At 74.4% G+C, this 21,233-nt stretch carries 20 protein-coding genes and 1 riboswitch; of the genes, 7 read left to right on the top strand and 13 right to left on the bottom strand.

Annotated elements, in window-relative coordinates; genetic code table 11:
• The first annotated feature begins 69 nt into the window (after nt 1-69).
• Complete coding sequence (locus FHX32_RS30755) at nt 70-669, top strand: acyltransferase (RefSeq protein ID WP_167191164.1); 600 nt, start codon at nt 70-72, stop codon at nt 667-669.
• 46 nt (nt 670-715) lie between these two features.
• On the opposite strand, the gene FHX32_RS30750 is transcribed toward FHX32_RS30755, so the two are convergent.
• From FHX32_RS30750 to FHX32_RS30715, 8 genes are all read right to left on the bottom strand, one after another.
• Nucleotides 716-1,999, bottom strand: a complete 1,284-nt coding sequence (locus tag FHX32_RS30750; protein WP_167191162.1) for a nucleotide sugar dehydrogenase — start codon at nt 1,997-1,999, stop codon at nt 716-718.
• A gap of 142 nt (nt 2,000-2,141) precedes the next feature.
• The gene (locus FHX32_RS30745) at nt 2,142-3,176 is read right to left on the bottom strand and encodes a Gfo/Idh/MocA family protein (protein WP_167191152.1); all 1,035 of its coding nucleotides are present in this window, start codon (nt 3,174-3,176) and stop codon (nt 2,142-2,144) included.
• Nucleotides 3,173-4,285: a DegT/DnrJ/EryC1/StrS aminotransferase family protein gene (locus tag FHX32_RS30740; RefSeq protein ID WP_167191150.1), complete on the bottom strand. Its 1,113-nt coding sequence runs from the start codon at nt 4,283-4,285 to the stop codon at nt 3,173-3,175. Before FHX32_RS30740 ends, FHX32_RS30745 begins: the two co-directional genes overlap by 4 nt.
• Nucleotides 4,286-4,526: 241 nt before the next feature.
• Nucleotides 4,527-5,273, bottom strand: a complete 747-nt coding sequence (locus FHX32_RS30735; RefSeq protein WP_167191148.1) for an alpha/beta fold hydrolase — start codon at nt 5,271-5,273, stop codon at nt 4,527-4,529.
• Nucleotides 5,274-5,394: 121 nt separating this feature from the next.
• Entirely contained in the window at nt 5,395-6,222 is an 828-nt protein-coding gene (locus FHX32_RS30730; RefSeq protein WP_167191147.1) for a C39 family peptidase, read from the bottom strand.
• Nucleotides 6,223-6,459: 237 nt separating this feature from the next.
• Nucleotides 6,460-6,601, bottom strand: a riboswitch (cyclic di-AMP (ydaO/yuaA leader).
• 287 nt (nt 6,602-6,888) lie between these two features.
• A complete protein-coding gene (locus tag FHX32_RS30725; protein WP_486481426.1) occupies nt 6,889-7,656 on the bottom strand; it encodes a hypothetical protein in 768 nt (255 codons plus the stop codon).
• Between the two features lie 116 nt (nt 7,657-7,772).
• Nucleotides 7,773-8,117, bottom strand: coding sequence for a hypothetical protein (locus FHX32_RS30720; RefSeq protein ID WP_167191145.1), 345 nt, complete (start codon nt 8,115-8,117; stop codon nt 7,773-7,775).
• A 93-nt stretch (nt 8,118-8,210) separates the two neighbouring features.
• Nucleotides 8,211-9,416, bottom strand: a complete 1,206-nt coding sequence (locus FHX32_RS30715; RefSeq protein WP_167191144.1) for an acyltransferase family protein — start codon at nt 9,414-9,416, stop codon at nt 8,211-8,213.
• A gap of 319 nt (nt 9,417-9,735) precedes the next feature.
• Here FHX32_RS30715 and FHX32_RS30710 point away from each other — a divergent pair, with 319 nt between their 5' ends.
• The 3 genes from FHX32_RS30710 (at nt 9,736) to pseI (ending at nt 13,377) form a co-directional block, all read left to right on the top strand.
• Nucleotides 9,736-11,061, top strand: coding sequence for a polysaccharide pyruvyl transferase family protein (locus tag FHX32_RS30710; RefSeq protein WP_167191143.1), 1,326 nt, complete (start codon nt 9,736-9,738; stop codon nt 11,059-11,061).
• 89 nt (nt 11,062-11,150) lie between these two features.
• Nucleotides 11,151-12,272 (top strand): glycosyltransferase, encoded by a 1,122-nt coding sequence (locus FHX32_RS30705; RefSeq protein WP_167191142.1) that lies wholly within the window; start codon nt 11,151-11,153, stop codon nt 12,270-12,272.
• A 52-nt stretch (nt 12,273-12,324) separates the two neighbouring features.
• Complete coding sequence (pseI, locus tag FHX32_RS30700; RefSeq protein WP_167191140.1) at nt 12,325-13,377, top strand: pseudaminic acid synthase; 1,053 nt, start codon at nt 12,325-12,327, stop codon at nt 13,375-13,377.
• 398 nt (nt 13,378-13,775) lie between these two features.
• Here the strand turns inward: pseI and FHX32_RS30695 are convergent, their stop codons facing one another.
• From FHX32_RS30695 to FHX32_RS30680, 4 genes are read right to left on the bottom strand one after another with little or no spacing between them, the layout of a single operon-like run.
• Nucleotides 13,776-14,252 carry a hypothetical protein gene (locus FHX32_RS30695; RefSeq protein ID WP_486481425.1) on the bottom strand — a complete coding sequence of 159 codons (477 nt, stop codon included), beginning with the start codon at nt 14,250-14,252 and terminating at the stop codon, nt 13,776-13,778.
• The gene (locus tag FHX32_RS30690; RefSeq protein ID WP_167191138.1) at nt 14,236-14,991 is read right to left on the bottom strand and encodes an SDR family NAD(P)-dependent oxidoreductase; all 756 of its coding nucleotides are present in this window, start codon (nt 14,989-14,991) and stop codon (nt 14,236-14,238) included. The genes FHX32_RS30695 and FHX32_RS30690 overlap by 17 nt, the downstream gene beginning before the upstream one ends.
• Entirely contained in the window at nt 14,984-16,351 is a 1,368-nt protein-coding gene (locus FHX32_RS30685) for an AMP-binding protein (protein ID WP_167191129.1), read from the bottom strand. Before FHX32_RS30685 ends, FHX32_RS30690 begins: the two co-directional genes overlap by 8 nt.
• A complete protein-coding gene (locus tag FHX32_RS30680) occupies nt 16,348-16,599 on the bottom strand; it encodes an acyl carrier protein (protein ID WP_088995045.1) in 252 nt (83 codons plus the stop codon). Before FHX32_RS30680 ends, FHX32_RS30685 begins: the two co-directional genes overlap by 4 nt.
• A 100-nt stretch (nt 16,600-16,699) precedes the next feature.
• Here FHX32_RS30680 and FHX32_RS30675 point away from each other — a divergent pair, with 100 nt between their 5' ends.
• Nucleotides 16,700-17,209 carry a GNAT family N-acetyltransferase gene (locus FHX32_RS30675; RefSeq protein WP_167191125.1) on the top strand — a complete coding sequence of 170 codons (510 nt, stop codon included), beginning with the start codon at nt 16,700-16,702 and terminating at the stop codon, nt 17,207-17,209.
• A gap of 118 nt (nt 17,210-17,327) precedes the next feature.
• Here the strand turns inward: FHX32_RS30675 and FHX32_RS30670 are convergent, their stop codons facing one another.
• Nucleotides 17,328-19,070 (bottom strand): hypothetical protein, encoded by a 1,743-nt coding sequence (locus tag FHX32_RS30670; protein WP_167191122.1) that lies wholly within the window; start codon nt 19,068-19,070, stop codon nt 17,328-17,330.
• Nucleotides 19,071-19,438: 368 nt separating this feature from the next.
• On the opposite strand from FHX32_RS30670, the gene pseB reads away from it, so the two are divergent.
• Complete coding sequence (gene pseB, locus FHX32_RS30665) at nt 19,439-20,422, top strand: UDP-N-acetylglucosamine 4,6-dehydratase (inverting) (RefSeq protein WP_167191119.1); 984 nt, start codon at nt 19,439-19,441, stop codon at nt 20,420-20,422.
• Between the two features lie 5 nt (nt 20,423-20,427).
• Nucleotides 20,428-21,233: aminotransferase class I/II-fold pyridoxal phosphate-dependent enzyme (locus FHX32_RS30660; protein WP_167192156.1), on the top strand; the 806-nt coding region annotated here is incomplete at its 3' end.

The following is a 21,233-nucleotide window of genomic DNA, read 5'->3' as shown; positions in this document are numbered from 1 at the left end:
TGCCGGTGAAATCGGTCAAGAGGGACTTATCCTACGCCAAGTCCCGGTACCCGAGTCCTGCGAGTCGACATGGCTGACACCAGCACCGCGCTCTCCCCCGTCTTCGTCCACCCCACGGCCGACGTCGAGGAGGGCGCGTACGTCGGGGACGGCACGAAGGTCTGGCACCTGGCGCACATCCGGTCCTCCGCCCGGGTGGGCGCCGGCTGCGTCATCGGCCGCAACGTGTACGTCGACGCCGGCGTGACGGTCGGCGACCTCGTGAAGATCCAGAACAACGTCTCCGTCTACCAGGGCGTCACCCTCGAGGACGAGGTCTTCGTCGGCCCGTGCGTGGTCTTCACCAACGACCTGCGCCCCCGCGCGCAGAACCCGGACTGGACGGTCACTCCGACGCTGGTCCGCCGGGGCGCCTCGATCGGCGCCAACGCCACCCTGGTCTGCGGCATCGAGGTGGGCGCGTACGCGATGGTGGCGGCCGGTTCGGTGGTGACCCGGGACGTGCCGCCGTACCAGCTCGTGGCCGGGAACCCGGCCCGCCCGCTGGGCTGGGTGGACGCCCGGGGCGAGGTGGTCTCCCGCGACCCGGGCAGCCGCCCCGCCGGCCTCGGCCTGGGCGGAACGGCGAGGCTCGGCCCGAGCCGACCGGCCGGCCTCGGCCCGGGCTGACCAGCCGGCCCCGGCTCGTGCTGGCCGGGGAGGCGCGGCCGGGTGATCAGCCGCCGATCACGACCCGGCGGACGCCGGTCCAGCGCGCCGGGTCGGTGACCCGGCGGCCGTCCACCAGCACCCGCACCGAGGGCAGGTCGGCGGGGGTCAGCGACCGGTACTCCGGGTGGTCGGCCTGGATCACCGCGGCGGTGACGGCCTGGTCGCCGTACGCCGGCAGCCCCAGCGCGGTCAGCTCGGCGGCGGTGTACATCGGGTCGGCGACGTACGGCCGGGCGCCCCGGGCACGGAGCGCGTCGACGGTCGGGAAGACGCCGGAGAAGGCGGTCTCCTTCACCCCGCCCCGGTAGGCGGCGCCGAGGACCAGCACCTCCACGCCGGTCAGGTCGCCGTACGCGGTGGCGAGCAGGTCGACGGCGTACTGCGGCATCTGGGCGTTCGCCTCCCGGGCGGCACGGACCACGCTCGCGGCCGGATCGTTCCACAGGTACATCCGGGGGTAGACCGGGATGCAGTGCCCGCCGACCGCGATGCCGGGCTGGTGGATGTGGCTGTACGGCTGGGCGTTGCAGGCCTCGATCACGGTGGTGACGTCGACGCCGACGGTGGCGGCGAACCGGGCGAACTGGTTGGCGAGCCCGATGTTCACGTCCCGGTAGGTGGTCTCGGCCAGCTTCGCCAGCTCCGCCGCCTCGGCCGAGCCGAGGTCCCACACGCCGTTGGCGCGGGGCAGGTCCGGCCGGGGGTCGAACTGGAGCACCGACTCGTAGAACGCCACGCCGCGCGCGGTCGACGCCCGGCCCACGCCGCCGACCAGCTTCGGGTAGCGGCGCAGGTCGGCGAAGACCCGGCCGGTGAGCACCCGCTCGGGGCTGAACACCAGGTGGAAGTCCTCGCCCACGGTCAGCCCGCTGCCCTGCTCCAGCATCGGGCCGAACCGGTGCCGCGTGGTGCCCACCGGCAGCGTGGTCTCGTAGCTGACCAGGGTGCCCGGCCGGAGCCCGGCCGCCACCGCCCGGGTGGCGTCGTCCATCCAGCCGAAGTCCGGCAGCCCCCGGCCGTCCACGAAGAGCGGCACCACCAGGACCACCGCCTCGGACCGGGCGACGGCCGCCGCGGTGTCGGTGGTCGCCGACAGCAGGCCGGCCGCCACCGCCTCCTTCAGCCGGACGTCCAGGTCGGCCTCGCCCGGGAACGGGACCGCCCCGTCGTTGACCAGCCCGACGACCCGCTCGGAGACGTCGGCGCCGATCACCCGGTGCCCGCTCGTCGCGAACTGCACGGCGAGCGGCAGCCCGATCTTCCCGAGGGCGACGACACAAATGTTCATGGCTCTTCCTTCTTCGTCATGGAAACGGGAGGCGGCCGACCTGATGACGCAGGCACTACGGCGACAACGAGCCGGCCGGGCGGTTGGTGCCGATCGGCCGGGTCCCGGCGCTGGTCAGCGCCCCGCCGGACGGATGAGGCGCTCAGGACAGCGGGACGATCGCCGAACGTTCGGGTGCCAGGTCGGTGTCGATCTCCACCGTGCCGCCCTCGGCGGCCGACTGGAGCAGCGCGGCGGCGACCCGCACCGTGCGCAGCCCCTGCCGCAAGGTGACGACGTCGCTCTCCTTGCCGTCGACCGCATCGCGGAACCGCTCGTGCTCCACCAGCAGCGGCTCACGCTTCGGGATCGCGTACCGGACCATGTCGCCCTCGGCCACGCCACGGAAGGCGCGCAGCGCCTCCCACTCGGTGTCGATCGCTCCGTTGGCGTACCAGGTCAGGTCGGCGGTGAGGGTGTCGGCGACGAAGCAGCCCCGCTCGCCGGTGACCACTGTGGACCGCTCCTTCAGCGGGCTCAGCCAGTTGACCAGGTGGTTGACCATCGCGCCGCCGGCCAGCTGGCCGACCGCGGCGACCATGTCCTCGTGCAGCCGGCCGCTGCGCGAGACGGTCCGCGCCGACACCGTCCGGTACTCCCGGCCGACCACCCAGCTGGTCAGGTCGATGTCGTGGGTCGCCAGGTCCATCACCACACCCACGTCGGCGATCCGGTGCGGGAACGGCCCCTGCCGCCGGGTGACCACCTGGAACACCTCGCCCAGCTCGCCGGCCTCCAGCCGCAGGCGCAGGCTCTGCAGGGCCGGGTTGTACCGCTCGATGTGGCCCACCCCGGCCACCAGGCCGGCGGCCTCGAACGCCTCGACCAGGCGGCTCGCGGCGGCCACCGACTGGGCGAGCGGCTTCTCGATGAGCGCGGGCACGCCACTGGCGGCCAGCGCCAGACCGACCTGCTCGTGCAGCGCCGTCGGGCAGGCGACCACGGCGTAGTCGACGCCGATCGCCAGCAGGCCGTCCAGATCCGGTACGACCGGCACTCGCAGCGCGCCGGTCGGGTCGCCCGCCGGGTCGACGATGCCGACCAGCTCCACCCCGTCCAGGGCGGCGAGGACCCGGGCGTGGTTACGTCCCATGGCGCCGAGGCCGATCAGGCCGGCGCGCAGCCGGGCCCGGGTCATCGGGCACCCCCGGCGAGGTTGGCGCTCTCGGCGATCCGCTCCAGGTCCTGCTGGGACACCGACGGGTGTACCGGCAACGAGATCACCTCGGCGGCGGCCCGGTCGGTCTCCGGCAGCTCCCACGGGCCCGGCCGGCCGTCCTCGGCGAGGTAGGGCCGCAGGCGGTGGATCGGCGTCGGGTAGTAGACGGCGTTGCCGACGCCCAGTTCGGTGAGGCGCCGACGGGCCGCGTCGCGCCGACGGCCCGGCACCCGCACCGTGTACTGGTGGTACACGTGCCGGGCGGCGTCGGCGACCGGCGGGGTGGCCATTCCGGTGATCCGCGAGTCGAGCAGCTTCGCGTTGGCCCGCCGCTGCTCCGTCCACTCCGGCAGCTGGCGCAACTGCACCCGGCCGATCGCCGCGGCCACGTCGGTCATCCGCATGTTGGCGCCGACGATCTCGTTGGCGTACCGCTGCTCCATTCCCTGGTTGCGCAGCAGCCGCAGGGTACGGGCCAGCTCGCCGTCGGCGGTGCTGACCATGCCACCCTCCAGCGAGTGCATGTTCTTGGTGGGGTAGAAGCTGAAGCAGCCGGCCGTGCCGAACGCGCCGACCGGCCGTCCGGCCACGGCGGCGCCGTGCGCCTGGGCGGCGTCCTCGACCACGGCGAGCCCGTGCCGGTCGGCGACCCCCATGATCCGGTCCATCGCGGCGGGGTGCCCGTAGAGGTGCACCGGCAGGATCGCCACCGTGCGGTGGGTGACCGCCGCGGCGACCGCCGCCGGGTCCAGGCAGAAGCTGGCCGGTTCGATGTCGACGAAGACCGGCCGGGCGCCGACCAGCCGGACCGCGTTGGCGCTGGCGGCGAAGGAGAACGACGGGACGATCACCTCGTCGCCCGGGCCGAACCCGAGCGCCATCAGGGTCAACTGCAGGGCGGACGTGCCCGAGTTCACTGCGACGCAGTGCCGGCCCGCGACCAGCTCGCCGAACTCCTCCTCGAATGCGGCGACCTCCGGACCCTGCACGACGCGGCCGCTGCGCAGCACCCGCACCGCCGCCTCGATCTCGGCCTCGCCGATGACCGGCTTCGCCGGTGGAATCTCTTCTGTGTTCAGCCCGGCCATGGGGCTTCCTCCCGTCGAACAGCGACCGCGTCCGGATCGGACGCGGCGCTAGGTCGTTCACCTGTGGACAGGAGGGGTGGTGGGTCCAGCGACGGGTGACCCGATGGGGATCGGTGCGGAACGGCCACCCGGACAAACAGGACGCCCGGCGCACTCCGGGACGTACGGGCATGTTATCCCGAGGGATCCGGGCGGCGCGGCACAACACCCTCATCCCGGCCGGCGACCGCGGCGGCGGGGATCAGCGGTACGGGTCGACCAGGGCGAGCACCGCCTCCGGGTCCTCGACGTGCGCGTTGTGCCCGAGACCGGGCAGCGTCACCACCGGCACCCCGAGCTCCTTGAGTTGCTCGTCGGAGACCATCGGGTCACGCTCGCCCCGGGCCAGCACCACCGGCGCGTCGGTCGCCGCCAGCAGGGCCGGCAGGCGCGGCTCCCCCACCGCGAACGCGGCCGGGTCCATCGCCAGCCGCCAGCGGCCGTCGACCTGCCGCAGTCCGGCCTCGACGACGGGATGGTCGGGGGCGAACAGTCCGGTCAGCCCGGCCACCTTCAGGTAGCGGCGGGCCGCCTCGTCGCGGGTCGCGAACCAGGTGACCGGGCGGGCGGCCAACTCCGCGGCCCGGTCCAGTTCGGCCGGTGACCAGACCGCCTTGATGCCGAGCCCGACCACCGCGTCCACCGTCAGCCCCGCGGTACGCGCGGCCAGCGCCAGCCCCACCACGCCGCCGAGGGAGTGCCCCAGCACGACGAGCCGGTCAGCCGGCTTGAGCCCACCGGCGACCTGCCTGGCCAGCCCGGCGAAGGAGTACCGCGGCAGCGGCGGGGACCAGCCGTGCCCGGCGAGGTCCGGGGCCAGCCAGCGGCCGGCCCACCGGCGCTCCAGCAGCGGCGCCCAGGGCAGCCACACCTCGCCGGTGGCGCCCATGCCGTGCAGCAGCAGCAGGAGCGCCCGCCGGCCGTCCCGGGTACCCGATTCGTCGACCATAGGGCGCAGTGTGCCACCGGTCGGACGGCCGGGGCGAGAGTCGGCCGTCCGCCACCACGCGTCGGGCGCCGACTCCCAGGTGGGGAGCCGGCGCCCGGATTCGGCGACGCGGAGGCGGCGGTCAGGCGGAGTAGCCGCGGGTCGCCGCCCAGTTCGCCAGGTCGATGGTGGTCATCCAGTACGACGCGGTCGCCGGGTTCGCCGAGTCGGCGATCTTCACCAGCCGGCCGTCGTCGTCGTAACCGATCACGGCGATGTAGTGCCCACCGGGGAAGGAGTGCCAGCCGCCGTCGGTGTCGGTGGCGCTGCCGGCGACGTTCACCACGACACCGCGCTCGTCGGTGATGGCCCGGACCACGTCGGCCTGGAGCTGGTCCATCTGAGCCGGGGTGGCGGCCCCGCCCGAGATCATCCGGGTCCGGTACGGGTCGCCCTTCACCACGGCGTTGAGCACGCGGGTGGTGTCGTTGGCGGAGTTGGTGCCCATCTCGGTGGTGCCCAGCTGGGCGCCGAGGACGTCCTGGGTGCGGGCGATGCCGGCGGCGCTGAGCGCGTTCCGCACGGCCGCCGGGCCGCAGTTGTAGAAGGTCGTCTGAGCCTGGTAGTCGTAGTCGAGGATCTTGCGCGACGGCGGCTTCGGCGCCGCCTTGCGGGTCAGGTCCGGGTTCGGCGCGGCCGACGAGGCGGGGGCCGAGGGGGCGGCGCTGGACGGCGCGGCGCTGGACGGGGTGGTGCCCGTCCGGGCCTCGCCGCGCGAGGCGACGGCGGGCGCGTCACGCAGCTCGGCCACCGTGGCCTGGGCCGGGGCCGACGTCGGGGTTTCGTCGGTGCCGGCGGCGAGCGCGCCGGCGCCGGTGGCGAGCACCAGGGCCGCGGCGGAGGCGGCGGCGACCTGGTAGGGGCGCTGGGTGGCGATGCGCTGCAACTGACGCTTGACGTGGTGCTTCACGGTTCCTCCACGGGGACTCGGGGGGCGAGCGGCGCACCGGCGGTGCCGGCGGGCAGGCCGGCTCGACCACGCGGACCCCTGGTCCGCGGGTTGGTGGGCCGCTCAGGAAAGCGCCCGGATGCCGGGCGGGGCGGATGCCGGTAGGTCAGCTCGCGACCGGGGCGAGCAGTACGGGCACCGCGGGGCCGTGGAGGCCGGGGAACAACCGAAGGGTGGGATCGTGCTGCACGAGGATGGAACTCCTTCCGACACCGCCGACCGGGTTAGCTGACGGATTCGGGCGGGAAGTACGCCCTACCACGAGCCGCAGCCCGCGGATTCACCCCAGAGGTGCATTGGTTCCCCGGTACGTATGATCACGATTAGGCGGGTCGGCGCGGCGTCGCCTCTTGCGATCGGTTACCGCACCGGACGGGCCGACACTACTGGTCAGTCGGAAGCCTGCCAACCCCGTCCCACCTGCTTAAACCTGTCTCGGCCCGACGATTTTGCGGTCAGTTACGCACTGGCGTGACTCGATAGGACAGGCCTCTCGCACAACGTTACCGGGCGACAACCGGACAAGGGTGCGACGCCGTCACGGAATTGTCGGCGCACCTTGGCCGGTCCGCACCCGATGACCGATTTCCCGTCGCCTGTGACCGGCGTCACCGGAATATTTCCCGATCAACCAACCCGGGCCGGGCGCCAGCGGGCCGGGGCGGCCTGACGGGCCGGCACCGCCTCGACGCGCGGCGCGGGCAGCCGGCCCGGCCGGAGCCGGGCCGCGGCGGCGTACGCCTCGGCGGCCAGGGCGCGCGCCGCCTCGGCGGCCAGCTCGGCGTCCCGCCACGCCGACCGCTCCCGCTCCGCGGTCAGCCGGTAACCGGCCCGGCGCTGCTCGCGTACCGCACGGGCGAGCACGATCTCCTGCTCCACCGGGTGCCGTCGGGAGTCCCAGCCGGCCCGGTGGCAGAACACGTCGGACAGCTGCCGGGCGGACAGCTCCCCCCGCCAGTGGGCGGCCATCGCCGCGTGGTGCAGCCACCGCTCCCGGGCGGCGTACTCGGCCGGTGTGCGCGGGGTGCGCGGGACGGGCAGGGCGGCGGCCCCGACGAACCGGCGGGCGGCGGTCTCCGCCTCGTCGTACGCCTGCCAGGCGCGTTCCACCTCCGCCTGCGCGGCGAGCCAGTCGGCGCGCCGGCGGCGGGCGGTCTGCGCCGCGCGGGTCGCGGCGACGGCCACCTCCCCGGCGTACCGGCGCAGGTCGGCGAGGTCGGGTTCGGCCGGCTCGGCGCCCGCCGGGGCGGGCTCCTCGTCGGTCGCGCGCTCGGGGCGGGCGACCAGCACGGTGAGCACGGTCAGCGCCAGCACCAGCAGGCCGGACCAGATGGCGGCGGCCCGCGGAACGTCGATCAGGAACTGGTGGTAGAGGACGGTCTCCAAGGTCGGCACCTCACGGGGGAAGCGGATGCGGAAGCGGGAGCCGCGCCGGGCGTCGTGCGGACACGCTGACGCCGGACGGGTGCGGGGATACGGATCGCGGGCGGGGCGTCGGCCCCGCGGACGGATCAGACGCGCGGCGGGGCGCGCGGGGCCCGGGCGGCCGGGACCGACCCGGCCGGCACCGGTGCGGCGGCGCGGGGTGCTGGCGAGGCGTCGGCCGGTGCCGGCTCGGCGACCGCAGCAGCCGGCGCGGCGGGCTGCTCGTCGACGACGGCCGTCGGCGCGGACCCGGCGAGCGCGTCGGCGTGGTCGGCCGCGGCGGGGCACACCGCCGGCTCCGGCGCGGCCGGGGCGGCGATCGCGCCGGGTGCGCCGAGGGCGATCGCGACCGCGACGGCGAGACCGGCCGTCAGCCGGGCGGCCCAGCGCGCCACCCACCACAGCGGACAGGCGAGCGCGACCGGAAGCACGACGACCACGCTACCGCCCGGTCCGTCCCCCCGCACCGCCGCCGGGCGTGTCGCGGCTCCGCCGCGCCGACGGCACCGACCAGGGTGGACGGCTCAGCGCGAGTCGACGTACGCCGATGGCCGGTCGGGCGTGCGCGGGCCCGGCACGGCAACCTGCGGGACCGCCGGGCCGGCCGGGGCCGGCACCGCATCCGCGACCGCCGCCGCGTCATCGACCATCCGCTTCGGACGGCGCGGCGCGAGCCGGCGCATCATCGGCGTCTCGACGTACCGGTGCAGCAGCGCGGCCAGCCCCAGGTTCAGCAGCAGGAAGCCGAGCACCACGGCCACCCCCCACCAGCCGGTGAAGCCGGTCCCCCAGTCCCCGGTGAGCCGGAGCACGGTGATCATCACGAAGACGTGCACCAGGTAGAAGGCGAACGAGACCTCACCGAGCCAGACCATCGGCCGGGAGCGCCACGGCGAGCGCCGGCCCCGCACGTCGGCGTCCGCCGCCGCGGTGATGACCAGGATGTACGCCACCGACAGCAGCGCCGCCCACAGCTCGGCCCGGACCCACTGGGCGGCGACCACCCAGGTGACCGCGAAGATCAGGCTGGCCAGCGGCAGACCCGGCCCCCGCCACCGGCCGCGACGCATCAGCTCGGCGGCGGCCACTCCCATCCAGAACTCCAGCGACCGCACCGGCGGGAAGACCTGGGTGAACCACCAGCGGTCAGCCTCGGGCACCAGGGCCTGGCCGGGCCAGAGCGCGAGGATCAGCAGCGGCACCCCGACCACCACCGCCCACAGTGCCCACGGCCGGGCCCGGCGCACCAACGGCAGCACCAGCGGCAGGCAGAAGTAGAAGAAGAACTCGCAGGACAGCGACCAGCTCACGGTGTTGACGCTGTAGAAGTAGCCGGGTCGAGGGTCCCAGGCCTGCACGAGGAAGAGGTTGCCCAGCGCGGCGCCGACGTTGACCGGGTCGGCGAACCAGAGCCCGACCAGCAGCACCAGCGCCCAGAGCAGCAGGTGGTTGGGATAGATCTTGGCGAACCGGCGCCGCCAGAAGGCTCGCCGGGAGTCGCCCGGCCGGGCCGACCAGACCAGCACGAAGCCACTCAGGATGAAGAAGAACTGCACGCCGGACAGGCCCAGGGTGAAGAACCAGTTCACCACGGCCTGGTGGTCGGGCTCGGCGATGATCCGCATGGTGCCGGCGTGGAAGCCGAACACCAGCAGCGCGGCGATCCAGCGCAGCCCGGTCAGCGACGGCAGCCGGTTGGCGGACGGCGCGGTGGGGGCGGCGGCGGTCATACCCGACCCCCGGCCGTCGGCGGGGTGACCAGCACGTACGTCTCCTTCTCGGCGGCGGCGTGGGCGACCCGCGGCCGGAGCACCGGGGTGGCGCCGGGGGCGGAGCGCCCGCCCGGGCACCCTACCCGGCGGCGCCGACCGGCCGGCGGGGCTGGGGCACGGCGGTGACGGGCGTCTGTGCACGGGGCGGCCGGTGGCCTAATATTCCCCGAACCCTCAGGGTGCGAGCCGCCCGGCCCCGGTGGCCGGCCGGAGTCGAGCGGTGACGCGGTGTCCGCCCGGAACGCTCCCGAGGGCGGACGAGAGGCGGAGCGGCGAGATGCACCAGCGGATCCTGATGCGGGCCAAGAAGGGCCCGTTCGACGTCTACTCAGCCGAGGAGGCGTTCGAGGGCAACTGGATCGGCGAGAACAACGGCAACCTCGTCTTCAGCCACGCAGCGCACAAGCTGCTCAAGACCCGCGACGCCGAGATCACCTCGAACGGGTTCAAGATCGACCTGCGCGAGGCGGATCTGGTCAACGAGCGGTACGACGTGTTCGTCATCCCGCTCGCGAACGCCTTCCGGCGCAGCTACGCGCACCGGCTCGTCACCATGACCAAGTTCGTCGAGCGGCTGAAGATCCCGGTGGTGGTGCTCGGCGTCGGCGTCCAGACCGACGTCAAGGGCGACCGGGAGTACCTGCGGCCGATCGACGACGTGGTGACCCGGTTCGTCCGGGCGGTGCTCGACCGGTCGCACAGCATCGGCGTACGGGGCGAGATCACCGAGGGCTACCTGCGCACCCTGGGCTTCTCCGCGGTCGACGTGATCGGCTGCCCGTCGATGTTCCTGCACGGCGACAGCCTGCGGGTGGAGAAGAAGAAGGCTGCCCTCGACCGGGACGACCGGGTGGCGCTGACCATCTCCCCGTACGTCAAGTCGATGGCGAAGATCATCGCCGCGCACCACGAGCGCTACCCCAACCTGCGCTACCTGCCCCAGGACCTGAAGACCCTGGGCACTCTGCTCTACGGCGACGCGCCGGAGGACCGGGGCAAGACCGCGCCGATCCCGATCCACACCTCGCACCCGCTGTTCGTCGAGGACAAGGTGCGGATGTTCCTCGACCCGTGGACCTGGATGGACTACCTCTCCGGGTTCGAGTTCGCCTTCGGCACCCGGATCCACGGCACCATCACCGCGCTGGTCTCCGGCACGCCCGGCTACCTGTTCGCGCACGACTCGCGCACCCTGGAGCTCGCCCGCTACTTCGACATCCCGCACCGGGTGATGAAGGACGTGCCGGCCGACGTCGACGCCGCGCACCTCTACGACGAGGCCGACTACACGGCGCTCAACGACGGCCACAAGGCGCGGTACGAGACCATGCTGTCCTTCCTGGCCAAGCACGACCTGGGCAACTCGTTCGCCGACGGCGACAGCGCGGCCCGCTTCGACGCCGAGGTGCGGGCGACCACCTTCCCGCCCGCCGTGCGGCCGGCCGCCGCCACCGACCGGGCCGCCCTGCTGGCCCGGGTGCAGTGGCTGCGCGACCGCAACGCCGGGCTGCGGCAGGAGGTGGAGACCCTCCAGGAGCAGCAGCTACGGGCCCGGGTGCGGCGGGCGGTCGGCGGCCCGGTGCGGCGCATCCTGAACCGTTAACCCACCGCTCGGCGGACGTTCGATGACTCCACCTCCGCCGGCCATGTGAGGTTCCGGCGCCGGCCACCCTCGGGGTCGAGGGTGGCGGCGTGGTCACTGAGCCGACGCAACCACCGCTGCTGAGCATCGTCGTCCCGGTGTACGGCGTCGAGGCGTACCTGTACCAGTGCCTCGAGTCGGTCCGGGCCGACATCCCGGCCGGCGAGGCGGGCACGGTGGAGATCGTCGCCGTGGACGACGCCTCGCCGGACCGCTGCGGGGAGATGCTGCGCTCGTACGCGGCCGGGCGGACCGGCGTGCGGACCGTGCACCTGACCCGCAACGTCGGCCTGGGGCTGGCCCGCAACGCCGGGCTCGACGCGGCCACCGGCCGGTACGTCTGGTTCGTCGACAGCGACGACTGGCTGCCGCCGGGGACGATCCCGGCCGTGCTGGACCGGCTGCGCGCGCACCAGCCCGACGTGCTGATGCTGGACCACCTGCGGGTGCACGAGAACGGCCGGCGGGAGGTCGACGCGAGCAGCCACCTGCTGCGCGGCATACCGGGCGTGGTGCGCCTGGCCGACCAGCCGCGGCTGCTGCGGGTGCAGCACACCGCGTGGAACAAGGTGGTCCGCCGGGACTTCCTGGCCGAACTGGAGCTGCGCTTCCACCCCGGCTGGTACGAGGACATCCCGTTCAGCCACCCGCTGCTGATCGGCGCGGAGAAGATCTCGGTGCTGGACCGGGTCTGCTACCTGTACCGGCAGGGGCGGCTCGGCGCGATCACCTCCACCCGCAGCGGCCGGCACTTCGACGCGTTCGACCAGTACGAGCGGCTGCTGGACTGGGTGCGCCGCCGCCACCCGGACGAGCGACTGCACGCCGAGCTGTTCCAGCTGATGGTCAACCACTACCTGGTGGTCGCCGGCAACGACGATCGGCTGCACCCGCACCTGCGCCGGGCCTTCTTCCGCCGGGTCGCCGAGCACTACCGCCGCTACCTGCCCGCCGGCGGCTACCCCCGGCCGGGCGGAGTTGCCGGGCTCAAGCACCGCCTGGTGGGCCGGAACAACTACCTGGCGTACGCGGCGCTGCGCCGCGCCCACCGGCTGGCCGGCCGGCTGCGCCGGGCTCCCGAGCCGGCCCGCCCCGACCCGGTGACCGGTCCCGGGCCCACGGCGGCGGACCGGGCCCGACCCGAGGCGCTGAGCGGACACCCCCAGGCATGAGGACGACGACAGGACCGCACCCGGTGCGGACGTACGGTGAGCAGAGGTCGGCATGACGACGACGGTGAAGATCGGACCGCACGCGGTGGGGCCCGGGGAACGACCCCTGGTGGTCGCCGAGATGTCCGGCAACCACAACGGTGACCTGGGCCGGGCGCTGGCCATCGTGGACGCGGTCGCGGCCAGCGGGGCGCACGCGCTCAAGCTGCAGACGTACCGGCCGGACACCATCACCATCGACGTCGACACCCCGGCCTTCCGTATCTCCGGCGAGCACGAGCTGTGGGGCGGGGAGAACCTCTACCGGCTCTACGAGCGCGCGCACACCCCGTACGAGTGGCACGAGCCGATCTTCGCGCGGGCCCGGCGGCACGGGCTGACCGTCTTCTCCTCGCCGTTCGACGCCTCCGCCGTGCGGCTGCTGGCGGAGCTGGACGCCCCGGCGTACAAGATCGCCTCGTCGGAGCTGGTGGACCTGCCCCTGATCCGGCTGGTCGCGAGCACCGGCAAGCCCCTGGTCATCTCGACCGGGATGGCCAGGGTCGCGGAGATCGACGCCGCGGTGCGCACCGCGCGGGACGGCGGCGCCGGCGGCATCGTGCTGCTGGCCTGCACCGCGTCCTACCCGGCACCGCCTGCGGACAGCAACCTGCGCCGGCTGCCGGTGCTGGCGGACGCGTTCGGCGTGCCGGTCGGGCTCTCCGACCACACCCCGGGCATCGGCGTGGCGGTGGCCTCGGTGGCGCTGGGTGCCTGCTTCATCGAGAAGCACGTGACCCTCGACCGGGCCGACGGCGGGGTCGACTCGGACTTCTCGCTGGACCCGGGCGAGCTGGCGGCCCTGGTGGTCGAGTCGGAGCGGGCGTACGCGGCCCTCGGCGGCACCGCGATCGGCCCGACCCCGGCCGAGCGGGAGGGGCTGCGCTTCCGCCGGTCGCTCTTCGTGGTCGAGGATGTCCGCGCCGGCGACCCGGTGACGGCGGCCAACGTCCGGTCCATCCGGCCCGCCGGCGGCCTGCCGCCGGTGGAGATCGACCGGGTGCTCGGGCGCAGCTTCACCGTCGACGTCGCGCGCGGCACTCCCCTGAGCTGGGATCTGATCTGACCCCACCCGGCTATTAGGTCCCGCTGCCCCCGGCAGGCACCACACGCCGGCGGAGGCTGGCGCTGACCTGTTCGCGTCCTGTCGAGCTGCCCCGCCCCACGGGGCACACGCGACCGCCACGCCAGCGCCCGACCGCAGGCTCCACACGTGCCTGTCGAGCTGCCCCGCCCCACGGGGCACAAACCGACCGGCACGCCAGCGCCCGGCGTCAGCTCCCTGTGCGCCCTGTCGGCTGCCCGTGAGCGACAACCGCCGGGGTGAGGTTCCGGGTGCGAGCGCCCGGACCGCCCCACGGCACCTCCGGATGCGGCGCCGGTGCCGGCGGTCGCATGGACGGGGCAGCTCGACAGCCGCCGTACCCGTGGTCGTGCGGGCAGTTCACCGAGGTGAGCGCCGGTTCAGCGGGTGGTCGGCGGCGGGGCGAAGGCGACGGTGACCACCAGGTCGGCCAGGCGCAGGGTGCGCCAGAGCGCGCCGGTGCCCGCCGGGACGACCAGCCCGTACCGGCGCCACCAGGTGGCCATCGGCACGTCGGCGAGCTTGCAGAGGCACTCCGCCCGGGTCCACCGGGCCCAGAAGTCGGCCGCGCCGAAGCGGCGCGCCAGCGCCGGCGGGACGTCCGCCGCGACCCGCTCCGCGTCGACGGCCACCCGCCAGCCGGCGGTCGGGCCGTACCAGCCGACGCACCGGCCGTCGTCGAGGTGGCTGCGGGTGACCGCGGCGGCCAGTTCGGCGGGACTGCCGAGCCGCAGGTGCCGCTCGGCGGCGCCGAGCAGGGCCGGCACCGGGCTCGGCCCGACCGCCGACGCCGGCCGGGTGCCCGGCGCGAGCGGCGCGGGCCGGACGGACCCCACCGGCTCAGACGGACGCGGCACCGTCGACCACGATGACCTGGCCGTTGATGTTGGTCTGCTCGCGCAGCAGCATCCGCACCACCGGCACCACCTCCGCCGGCTCGGTGAGGTGCCCGGTCGGGGTGCGGCGCACGATCTGGTCGAGCTGGGTGGGACCGAGCACGGCGGACATCTCCGAGGCGAAGAAGCCCGGGGCGACCGCGTTGACCAGCATCCGGCCGCCGAGCTCCCGGGCCAGCGACCGGGTGGCGGCGTCCATCCCACCCTTGGTGGCCGAGTAGGCGACCAGGCCGGGGAAGCCGCGCTGCGCGCAGATCGAGGTGACGTTGACGATCCGTCCGCGCAGCCCCCGAGCCAGCAGCCGGCGCACCACCAGCCGGGTGAGCCGCAGCGGGGCGGTCAGGTTGGTCTCGACGATCCGGGCGATGTCGTCGGCGGCGGTGTGGGCGTGCAGCGAGTCCTGGCCCACCGCGGCGTTGTTCACCAGGCCGTCGACCGGGCCGAGCCGCTGCTCCGCCGCCCGCAGAAAGGAGCGCGTGGCGGCATGGTCGGTGACGTCCACCGCGTCGACGTGCGTCCGGTCCGGATGCTCGGCGGCGAGCTTCGCCAGCTCCGGGGTGACGGTACGGGCGAAGGCGGCCACCCGTACCCCGCGGTCGAGCAGGTCGGTGGCGATGGCCAGGCCCAGTCCGCGGGAGCCGCCGGAGACGAGCACCACCGAGGCGGGCGGGACGGGTTGGGGGTCGGTGTGCTCAGACATCGCTCTTCAGGGTCTCCTTGACGGGGATCTCGGTCAGTACCCGGATCCGGCGCGGCACGGCGTGGTCGGGCAGGCGGTCCGCGCACCAGCGGACCAGGGCGGCCTCGTCGGGCGGCTCGGCGGCGTCCGGCGCGGGGACCACCTCGGCGACCACCATCCGGCCGAGCAGCGGCGCGCGGCGACCGGTGACCCGGGCCCAGGCCAGCCCCGGGTGCGCGGTGAGCACGTCGCGGACCAGGCCGGCCGACACCTTGCTGCCCCCGACGTTGATCTCGTCGGAGTCGAGCCGCCCGGTGATCAGCACCCGGTCGTCCGCCACCCGGACCCGGTCGCCGGTGCGGACCGGGCCGGCCAGCCCGACCCCGTGGTACGGCGAGGTGATCACCAGCTCGTCGCCGCGTACGGAGAGGGTGGGCCGGCCGGGGACGTCCCGGTCCAGCCAGTCGACCGGGAAGCCGGCCCGGCCGTCGTGCACCACGATCGACGCGCCGACCTCGGACGAGGCGTAGATCCAGGAGATCCGGGCGGCCGGGAACAGCTCCCGCAGCTGGTCCAGGATCGTCTGGTCGACCGGCTCGCCGCCGAGGGTGAGCTGGCGCAGCGGCACCCGGGCCAGCGCGGCGGCGTCCCGGTACAGGGTGCGCCGCCAGAAGGTCGGCGTACCCGACACCGCGTTCACCCCATGCGCTGCGGCGAGCACCGGCCACTCGTCCAGCTCGCCCGGCTCGACCACCACCAGGTGCTGCCCGGGCCGGGTCAGCGAAAGCGTCACCACCTGCCACCAGGCGTAGCTGCCCGGCGCGTACGGGCAGAGCCAGGTGCGCTCCGGCTGAGGGCCGCGGACGGTGGTCAGCGAGTCGAGGGTGTGCCCGACCCGCTTGGGCCGGCCGGTCGAACCGGAGGTCAACAGCCAGAGCCGCCCGGGCTCGGGCGGGCGCGGCCGGCCGGAGCCCGACCCGTGGCCGGCGGCCGCCCGGACCCCGGCGTCGCCGCCGTCCCGGCCACTCCCGCCGGCCGGGGCGCCCCCGCCGGCCGGACCCGTGTCGACCCGGTCGCCGTCGTCCGGCCCAGTGCCACCGTCGCCGAGCGCGGTCACCGTGAAGCCGGCGGCGCGCAGCTCGGCCCGCATCGCCTGGTCGACCCGGCCGGGCGTGCCGAGCAGCAGCTCGGTGCCGTGCACCGCGTGGTGGCGGGCCGCGGCGAGCGCGGCCCGGGCCGACCGGGCGAGCACCGCGGCCGGGGCGGGCAGGGCCAGCTCGGGCAGCGCCCGCCAACTGACCGCGACGCCGCCGACGACCAGCCGGTTGTCGGCGCCCGCCGGCTCGCCGGTCACGGGCGGGCGGGCGGCGGAGACGGTCACTGCCGCTGCAGCTCGACGAGGAAGTCGAGCACGTCGCCGACGGTGGCGATGCGGCGCAGGCCGGGCGCGTCGAAGTTCAGCTCCTCGCCGGTCTCGTCCTCCACCCGCAGGGCCAGTTCGGAGAAGTCCAGCGACCGGAAGCCGATCTCCCGCAGCTGCGCGGCGTCGTCGTCGGGCAGCGCCCGGCCCTGGTTCCGCAACACCTGCGCCATGAGGTCGCGAATCTGCGCGCGACTCAATTCTTCCATGCGCCGGAGTGTACCGCCTGAAGAATGGATATCTGATTTACCGGGGGTTGCCGGTAGGGTGCGACGCGACCCGAACAATGGTGCGGAAAGCGAGAGTCACGTGCTGCGCGAAGCGACCGGGGACGACGTTAACCTGATGTTGTCCTGGCGTAATCAGGAAATCAACCGGCAGGTCAGCCGGAACAGCCACGAGATCACCCCGGCCGAGCACACCCGGTGGTGGTCGGCGGTGCGGGGCGACGAGTCCCGGCGGGTGCTGGTGTACGTCCGCGACGGCCGGCCGTGCGGCGTGGTGACCTTCTTCGACCTGGACCTGAGCGGCCCCAGGACCGCGTCGTGGGGCTTCTACCTGGACGCGGACGGGCTGGCGGAACGCGGCGAGACGCTGCCGGCCTGGTTGGAGATCATGCGGGAGGCGGTCGACCACGCCTTCGACCAACTCGGGCTGGACCGGCTCGACGGCGAGGTGCTCGCCCACAACACCGTGGTACGGCAGATGAACCGGCGTTTCCGGTTCGTCGAGGGCACCCCCCGCGACGAGTTCTCCGACGGCCGGGAAATCACCGTCATACCAATTTCCCTCGATCGGGCGGACCGCCGCCCCCGCTGACGTTCCGGCGCCCGTACGACAATTGTGTGTTCCGTTTTCACCACCCGTCGCCCGGCTGGCCATCCGCCGTTAACCCGGCCGGCCGGGAAGCCCCGGAATTGTCGGGACGATGTCGGATTCAGCCGCGCCGCCAGGCGGCCCAGTGCTGCGCCGGGTTGCCGCCGAGCCGGACGAACCCGTGGCGGGCACCGTCCCAGTCGTCGGGCTGGCCCGGAGCCCAGCGGGCGAGGACCACGTCGGCGGCGGCCGGCGGCCGGTCGTCGAACCACCGCACGTCGGTCCAGGTGACCTGGTGACTGAGGTTGAACCGCAGGATGTAGTGCACCCCGACCGAGGCGTAGACCCGCTCCCCCGGGCGCACGCCCAGGTCGGCCACCCGGGGGGTCGGTTCGGTCGCCGCCACCATCGGCCGGACCAGCCGCTGCGTGATCACCTGCATGGTGCCGAGGTTGACCACGACGAGCGCGACCAGCACCGGCATCCGCAGCCGGGGCGCCCGCAGCGCCGCGACGAGCAGCGCGCAGCCGGCCACCCCGACCAGCGTCCCGACGACCGGGCGCAGTTCCCGCCAGCCGCCGGTGAGCGCCATCAGGTCGGGCGCGCTGAAACCGCCGTAGCGCAGGGCGTGTCCCCGGCTGTCCACGTACGCCAGCCGGGCGGCGATCAGCGCGCCGCCCACCACCAGCAGGCCGACCGCGACGGCGGCCCGGCGCACCGCGACCCGGCGCCCGGCGGCGAGCAGCACGCCCACCCCGACCAGCAGCCAGAACGGGGCGAGCATCTGCACGTACCGGCCGTAGATGGCGTCCAGCGGCTTGCCGGTGATGCCGGCCAGGATCACCGACGCGCCGCCGGCCACCCCGACAGTGGTGACCAGCGCGACGCCCAGGGTCCAGCGGAACGCGTCGTCCCGGCCCGGCCGGCGCAGCTCCCGTACGGTGGCCGCCCAGGCCACCCCGGCCAGCCCGAACGTGATGACCACCAGGTACCACAGTTGGGTGCCGACCGCGGCGCCGAGCCGCAGCAGCCCCTGACCGCTGGCGACCGCCCGCACCGTGCCGCCGCCGGGCGGATCGCCGAGCAGGTAGACCCGATCCCCGAGCAGCCGGATGCCGGCCTCGTTGACCAGCGCCAGGGCCAGTACCGGCAGCAGCGCGGCCAGCACCGCGCCGGGCCGGATCCGGCGACGGGCCAGCAGCAGCAGGACCAGCCCGGCGTGCACTGCCACGATGACCAGCCCGCGCGAGTGCAGCAGGTGGAACGCGCCGACCAGCGCCCCCACGGCGGCGGCGGCGAGCGGGCCGGGCCGGCGTACCCAGAGGCGCACGGCGAGCAGCCAGGCGACCAGCAGCGGAGCCAGCACCGCGTCGATCATGGCGACACCGGCGTAGAAGGCCGCCGCCGGCAGGGTGGCCGCGGCCGCGGCGGCGGCCAGGGCGTACGACCGGCGCAGCCCGAGCAGCCGCCGACCCAGCAGGTAGCCCAGCGGGAAGAGGGTGGCGTTGACCAGCGCGTTGATCAGCTGCACCAGCCGGTAGCTGTCGGTGAAGTCGCGGTCGCCGAGGAACGCCGGGCTGATCAGCATCGGATAGCCGACTCGGCGCAGCGGCCCGTTCTCGCTGCTGAAGCCGCCGGGACCGCCGGCCAGCGCGCGGGCGGTGTTGAGGTAGCTGTCCTCGTCGGTGTGCGCGATCGGCAGTTCGATGTGCCGGGCGAGCCACATCCGCCAACCGACGCCGAGCAGCCATCCGACGACCAGCAGCACCGGCACCACCCAGCGCCGACCGGCCGAAGCTCCGCCCGGAACCGCGCCGGCCGCGGCCGGCGCGGGCCGCCGGGTCAGCTCGCTGCCGGTCGCCATCGCCGCCTCCTGCTCTGCTCGCCGGCGCCGGCCGCGTGGTGCCCGCGGCAGTCCCGCCGGACGACGTGTGGATGGGGCCGCGCGCACCCGGGCGACCCGGCGCGGCGGCGTGGGGGAAGCGCGTACGACGCGGCCGGTACGGCCGTCGCGTCGCCCCGCGCGCCGCCACTGTAACGGCCCCACCCGCCCCGGTCAGCCCGCCGCTGAGCTGGGCGGAAGTGTTCGCCTGCCCGCTGTCCGGCATTCACGACGGCTGCCCGAGCGGTTCATCCGCGGGCGTCGGTGCGTTAACCCGCCGGGTCTAGCGTTCCGATCCGGTCGGCCGCCCGAGGGCCGCCGGATCATCCACGACACGGGAGCACACCACAGTGAGCGAGTTGAATGGTTCGTCCATTCTGGTCACCGGAGGCACGGGGTCCTTCGGCCGGACCTTCCTCCGGCACGTCCTGGCCGAGGTCGACCCGGCCCGGGTGGTGGTCTTCTCCCGCGACGAGCTCAAGCAGTACGAGCTGCGCCAGCAGCTCGGCGACGACCCGCGACTGCGCTGGTTCATCGGCGACGTGCGGGACCGGCACCGGCTGACCCGGGCGATGCACGGGGTGGACCACGTGGTGCACGCCGCCGCCCTGAAGCAGGTGGACACCGCCGAGTACAACCCGTCGGAGTTCATCGCCACCAACATCACCGGCTCGCAGCACGTGGTGGACGCCGCCATCGAGGCCGGCGTCAAGAAGGTCATCGCCCTCTCCACCGACAAGGCGTCCAGCCCGATCAACCTGTACGGGGCCACCAAGCTGGTCGGCGACAAGCTCTTCGTCTCCGCCAACCACTACGCAGCGCACCACCCCACCCGGTTCGCCGTGGTCCGCTACGGCAACGTGGTGGGCAGCCGCGGCTCGGTGGTGCCGCTGTTCCGCCGGCTGGCCGCCGAGGGCAAGAGCCTGCCGATCACCGACAAGCGGATGACCCGCTTCTGGATCACCCTCGACCAGGCCGTCCAGTTCGTCCTGGACTCGTTCGACCAGATGCAGGGCGGCGAGCTGTTCGTGCCGCGGATCCCCAGCATGCGGATCCTCGACCTGGTCGAGGCGGTCGCCCCGGACGCCACCACGCACGAGATCGGCATCCGGCCGGGCGAGAAGCTGCACGAGGAGATGATCGCGCCGGACGACAGCCGGCGGACGCTGCGCGCCGCGGACCGGTTCATCGTGCAGCCCACCATCGCGACCTGGGGCTACCAGCCGCCGGTCGACTGCGAGCCGGTGCCGGACGGGTTCGCGTACCAGTCGGACGGCAACGACGAGTGGCTCAGCGTCGCGCAGCTGCGCGCCATGCTCGGCCTCGCGGCGTGACCGGGATGCTCCCGTACGGCCGGCAGTCGGTCACCGACGACGACGTCGCCGCGGTGGTCGCCGCCCTGCGCAGCGACTGGCTCACCACCGGCCCGCAGGTCGAGGCGTTCGAGACCGACCTGGCGGGGTGGACCGGCGGCGCCGGCTGCGCCGCCGTCGCCAACGGCACAGCGGCGCTGCACGTGGCGTACGCGGCGGCCGGAGTCGGCCCCGGCGACGAGGTGGTGGTGCCGCCGATGACCTTCGTGGCGACCGCCAGCAGCGCGGCCCTGCTCGGCGCGAAGATCGTGTTCGCGGACGTCGAGGAGGAGACGTACACCCTCGACCCGGCCGCGGTGGCCGCCGCGACGACCACGCGCACCCGGGTGGTGTCCGCTGTGGACTACGCCGGTCACCCCGCCGACTACGACGCGCTGCGCGCCGCCCTGGCCGGCTCGGACGCGCTGCTGCTGGCCGACGCCGCGCACTCGATCGGCGCCACCTACCGGGACCGGCCGGTCGGCTCCCTGGCCGACCTGACCACCTTCTCGTTCTTCCCCACCAAGAACCTGACCACCGCCGAGGGCGGCGCGGTCGCCAGCACCGACCCCGAGCTGCTCGAGCGGGCCCGCCGGTTCCGCAACATCGGGCTGGTCCGCGACCGCGCCGAGCTGCGCTGGCCGGACGAGGGCGGCTGGCACCAGGAGGTGCACGAGTTCGGGCTCAACCACCGGCTGCCGGACGTGCTCTGCGCGCTCGGCCGCAGCCAGCTGCGCCGGCTCGACGCGTTCCTCGCCCGCCGGGCCCGGCTGGTCGCCCGCTACGACGCGGA

This window comes from Micromonospora sp. CNZ280, from assembly GCF_011759515.1.
This window is presented reverse-complemented; position numbering and strand designations above follow the sequence as displayed.

Coding starts and splice junctions, on each gene's coding strand:
- FHX32_RS30755 (WP_167191164.1), top strand. CDS start 70: ATGGCTGACACCAGCACCGCGCTCTCCCCCGTCTTCGTCCACCCCACG.
- FHX32_RS30680 (WP_088995045.1), bottom strand. CDS start 16,599: ATGGAAGAATTGAGTCGCGCGCAGATTCGCGACCTCATGGCGCAGGTG.
- FHX32_RS30735 (WP_167191148.1), bottom strand. CDS start 5,273: ATGGTCGACGAATCGGGTACCCGGGACGGCCGGCGGGCGCTCCTGCTG.
- FHX32_RS30710 (WP_167191143.1), top strand. CDS start 9,736: ATGCACCAGCGGATCCTGATGCGGGCCAAGAAGGGCCCGTTCGACGTC.
- pseI (WP_167191140.1), top strand. CDS start 12,325: ATGACGACGACGGTGAAGATCGGACCGCACGCGGTGGGGCCCGGGGAA.
- FHX32_RS30745 (WP_167191152.1), bottom strand. CDS start 3,176: ATGACCCGGGCCCGGCTGCGCGCCGGCCTGATCGGCCTCGGCGCCATG.
- FHX32_RS30690 (WP_167191138.1), bottom strand. CDS start 14,991: ATGTCTGAGCACACCGACCCCCAACCCGTCCCGCCCGCCTCGGTGGTG.
- FHX32_RS30670 (WP_167191122.1), bottom strand. CDS start 19,070: ATGGCGACCGGCAGCGAGCTGACCCGGCGGCCCGCGCCGGCCGCGGCC.
- FHX32_RS30715 (WP_167191144.1), bottom strand. CDS start 9,416: ATGACCGCCGCCGCCCCCACCGCGCCGTCCGCCAACCGGCTGCCGTCG.
- FHX32_RS30740 (WP_167191150.1), bottom strand. CDS start 4,285: ATGGCCGGGCTGAACACAGAAGAGATTCCACCGGCGAAGCCGGTCATC.
- FHX32_RS30750 (WP_167191162.1), bottom strand. CDS start 1,999: ATGAACATTTGTGTCGTCGCCCTCGGGAAGATCGGGCTGCCGCTCGCC.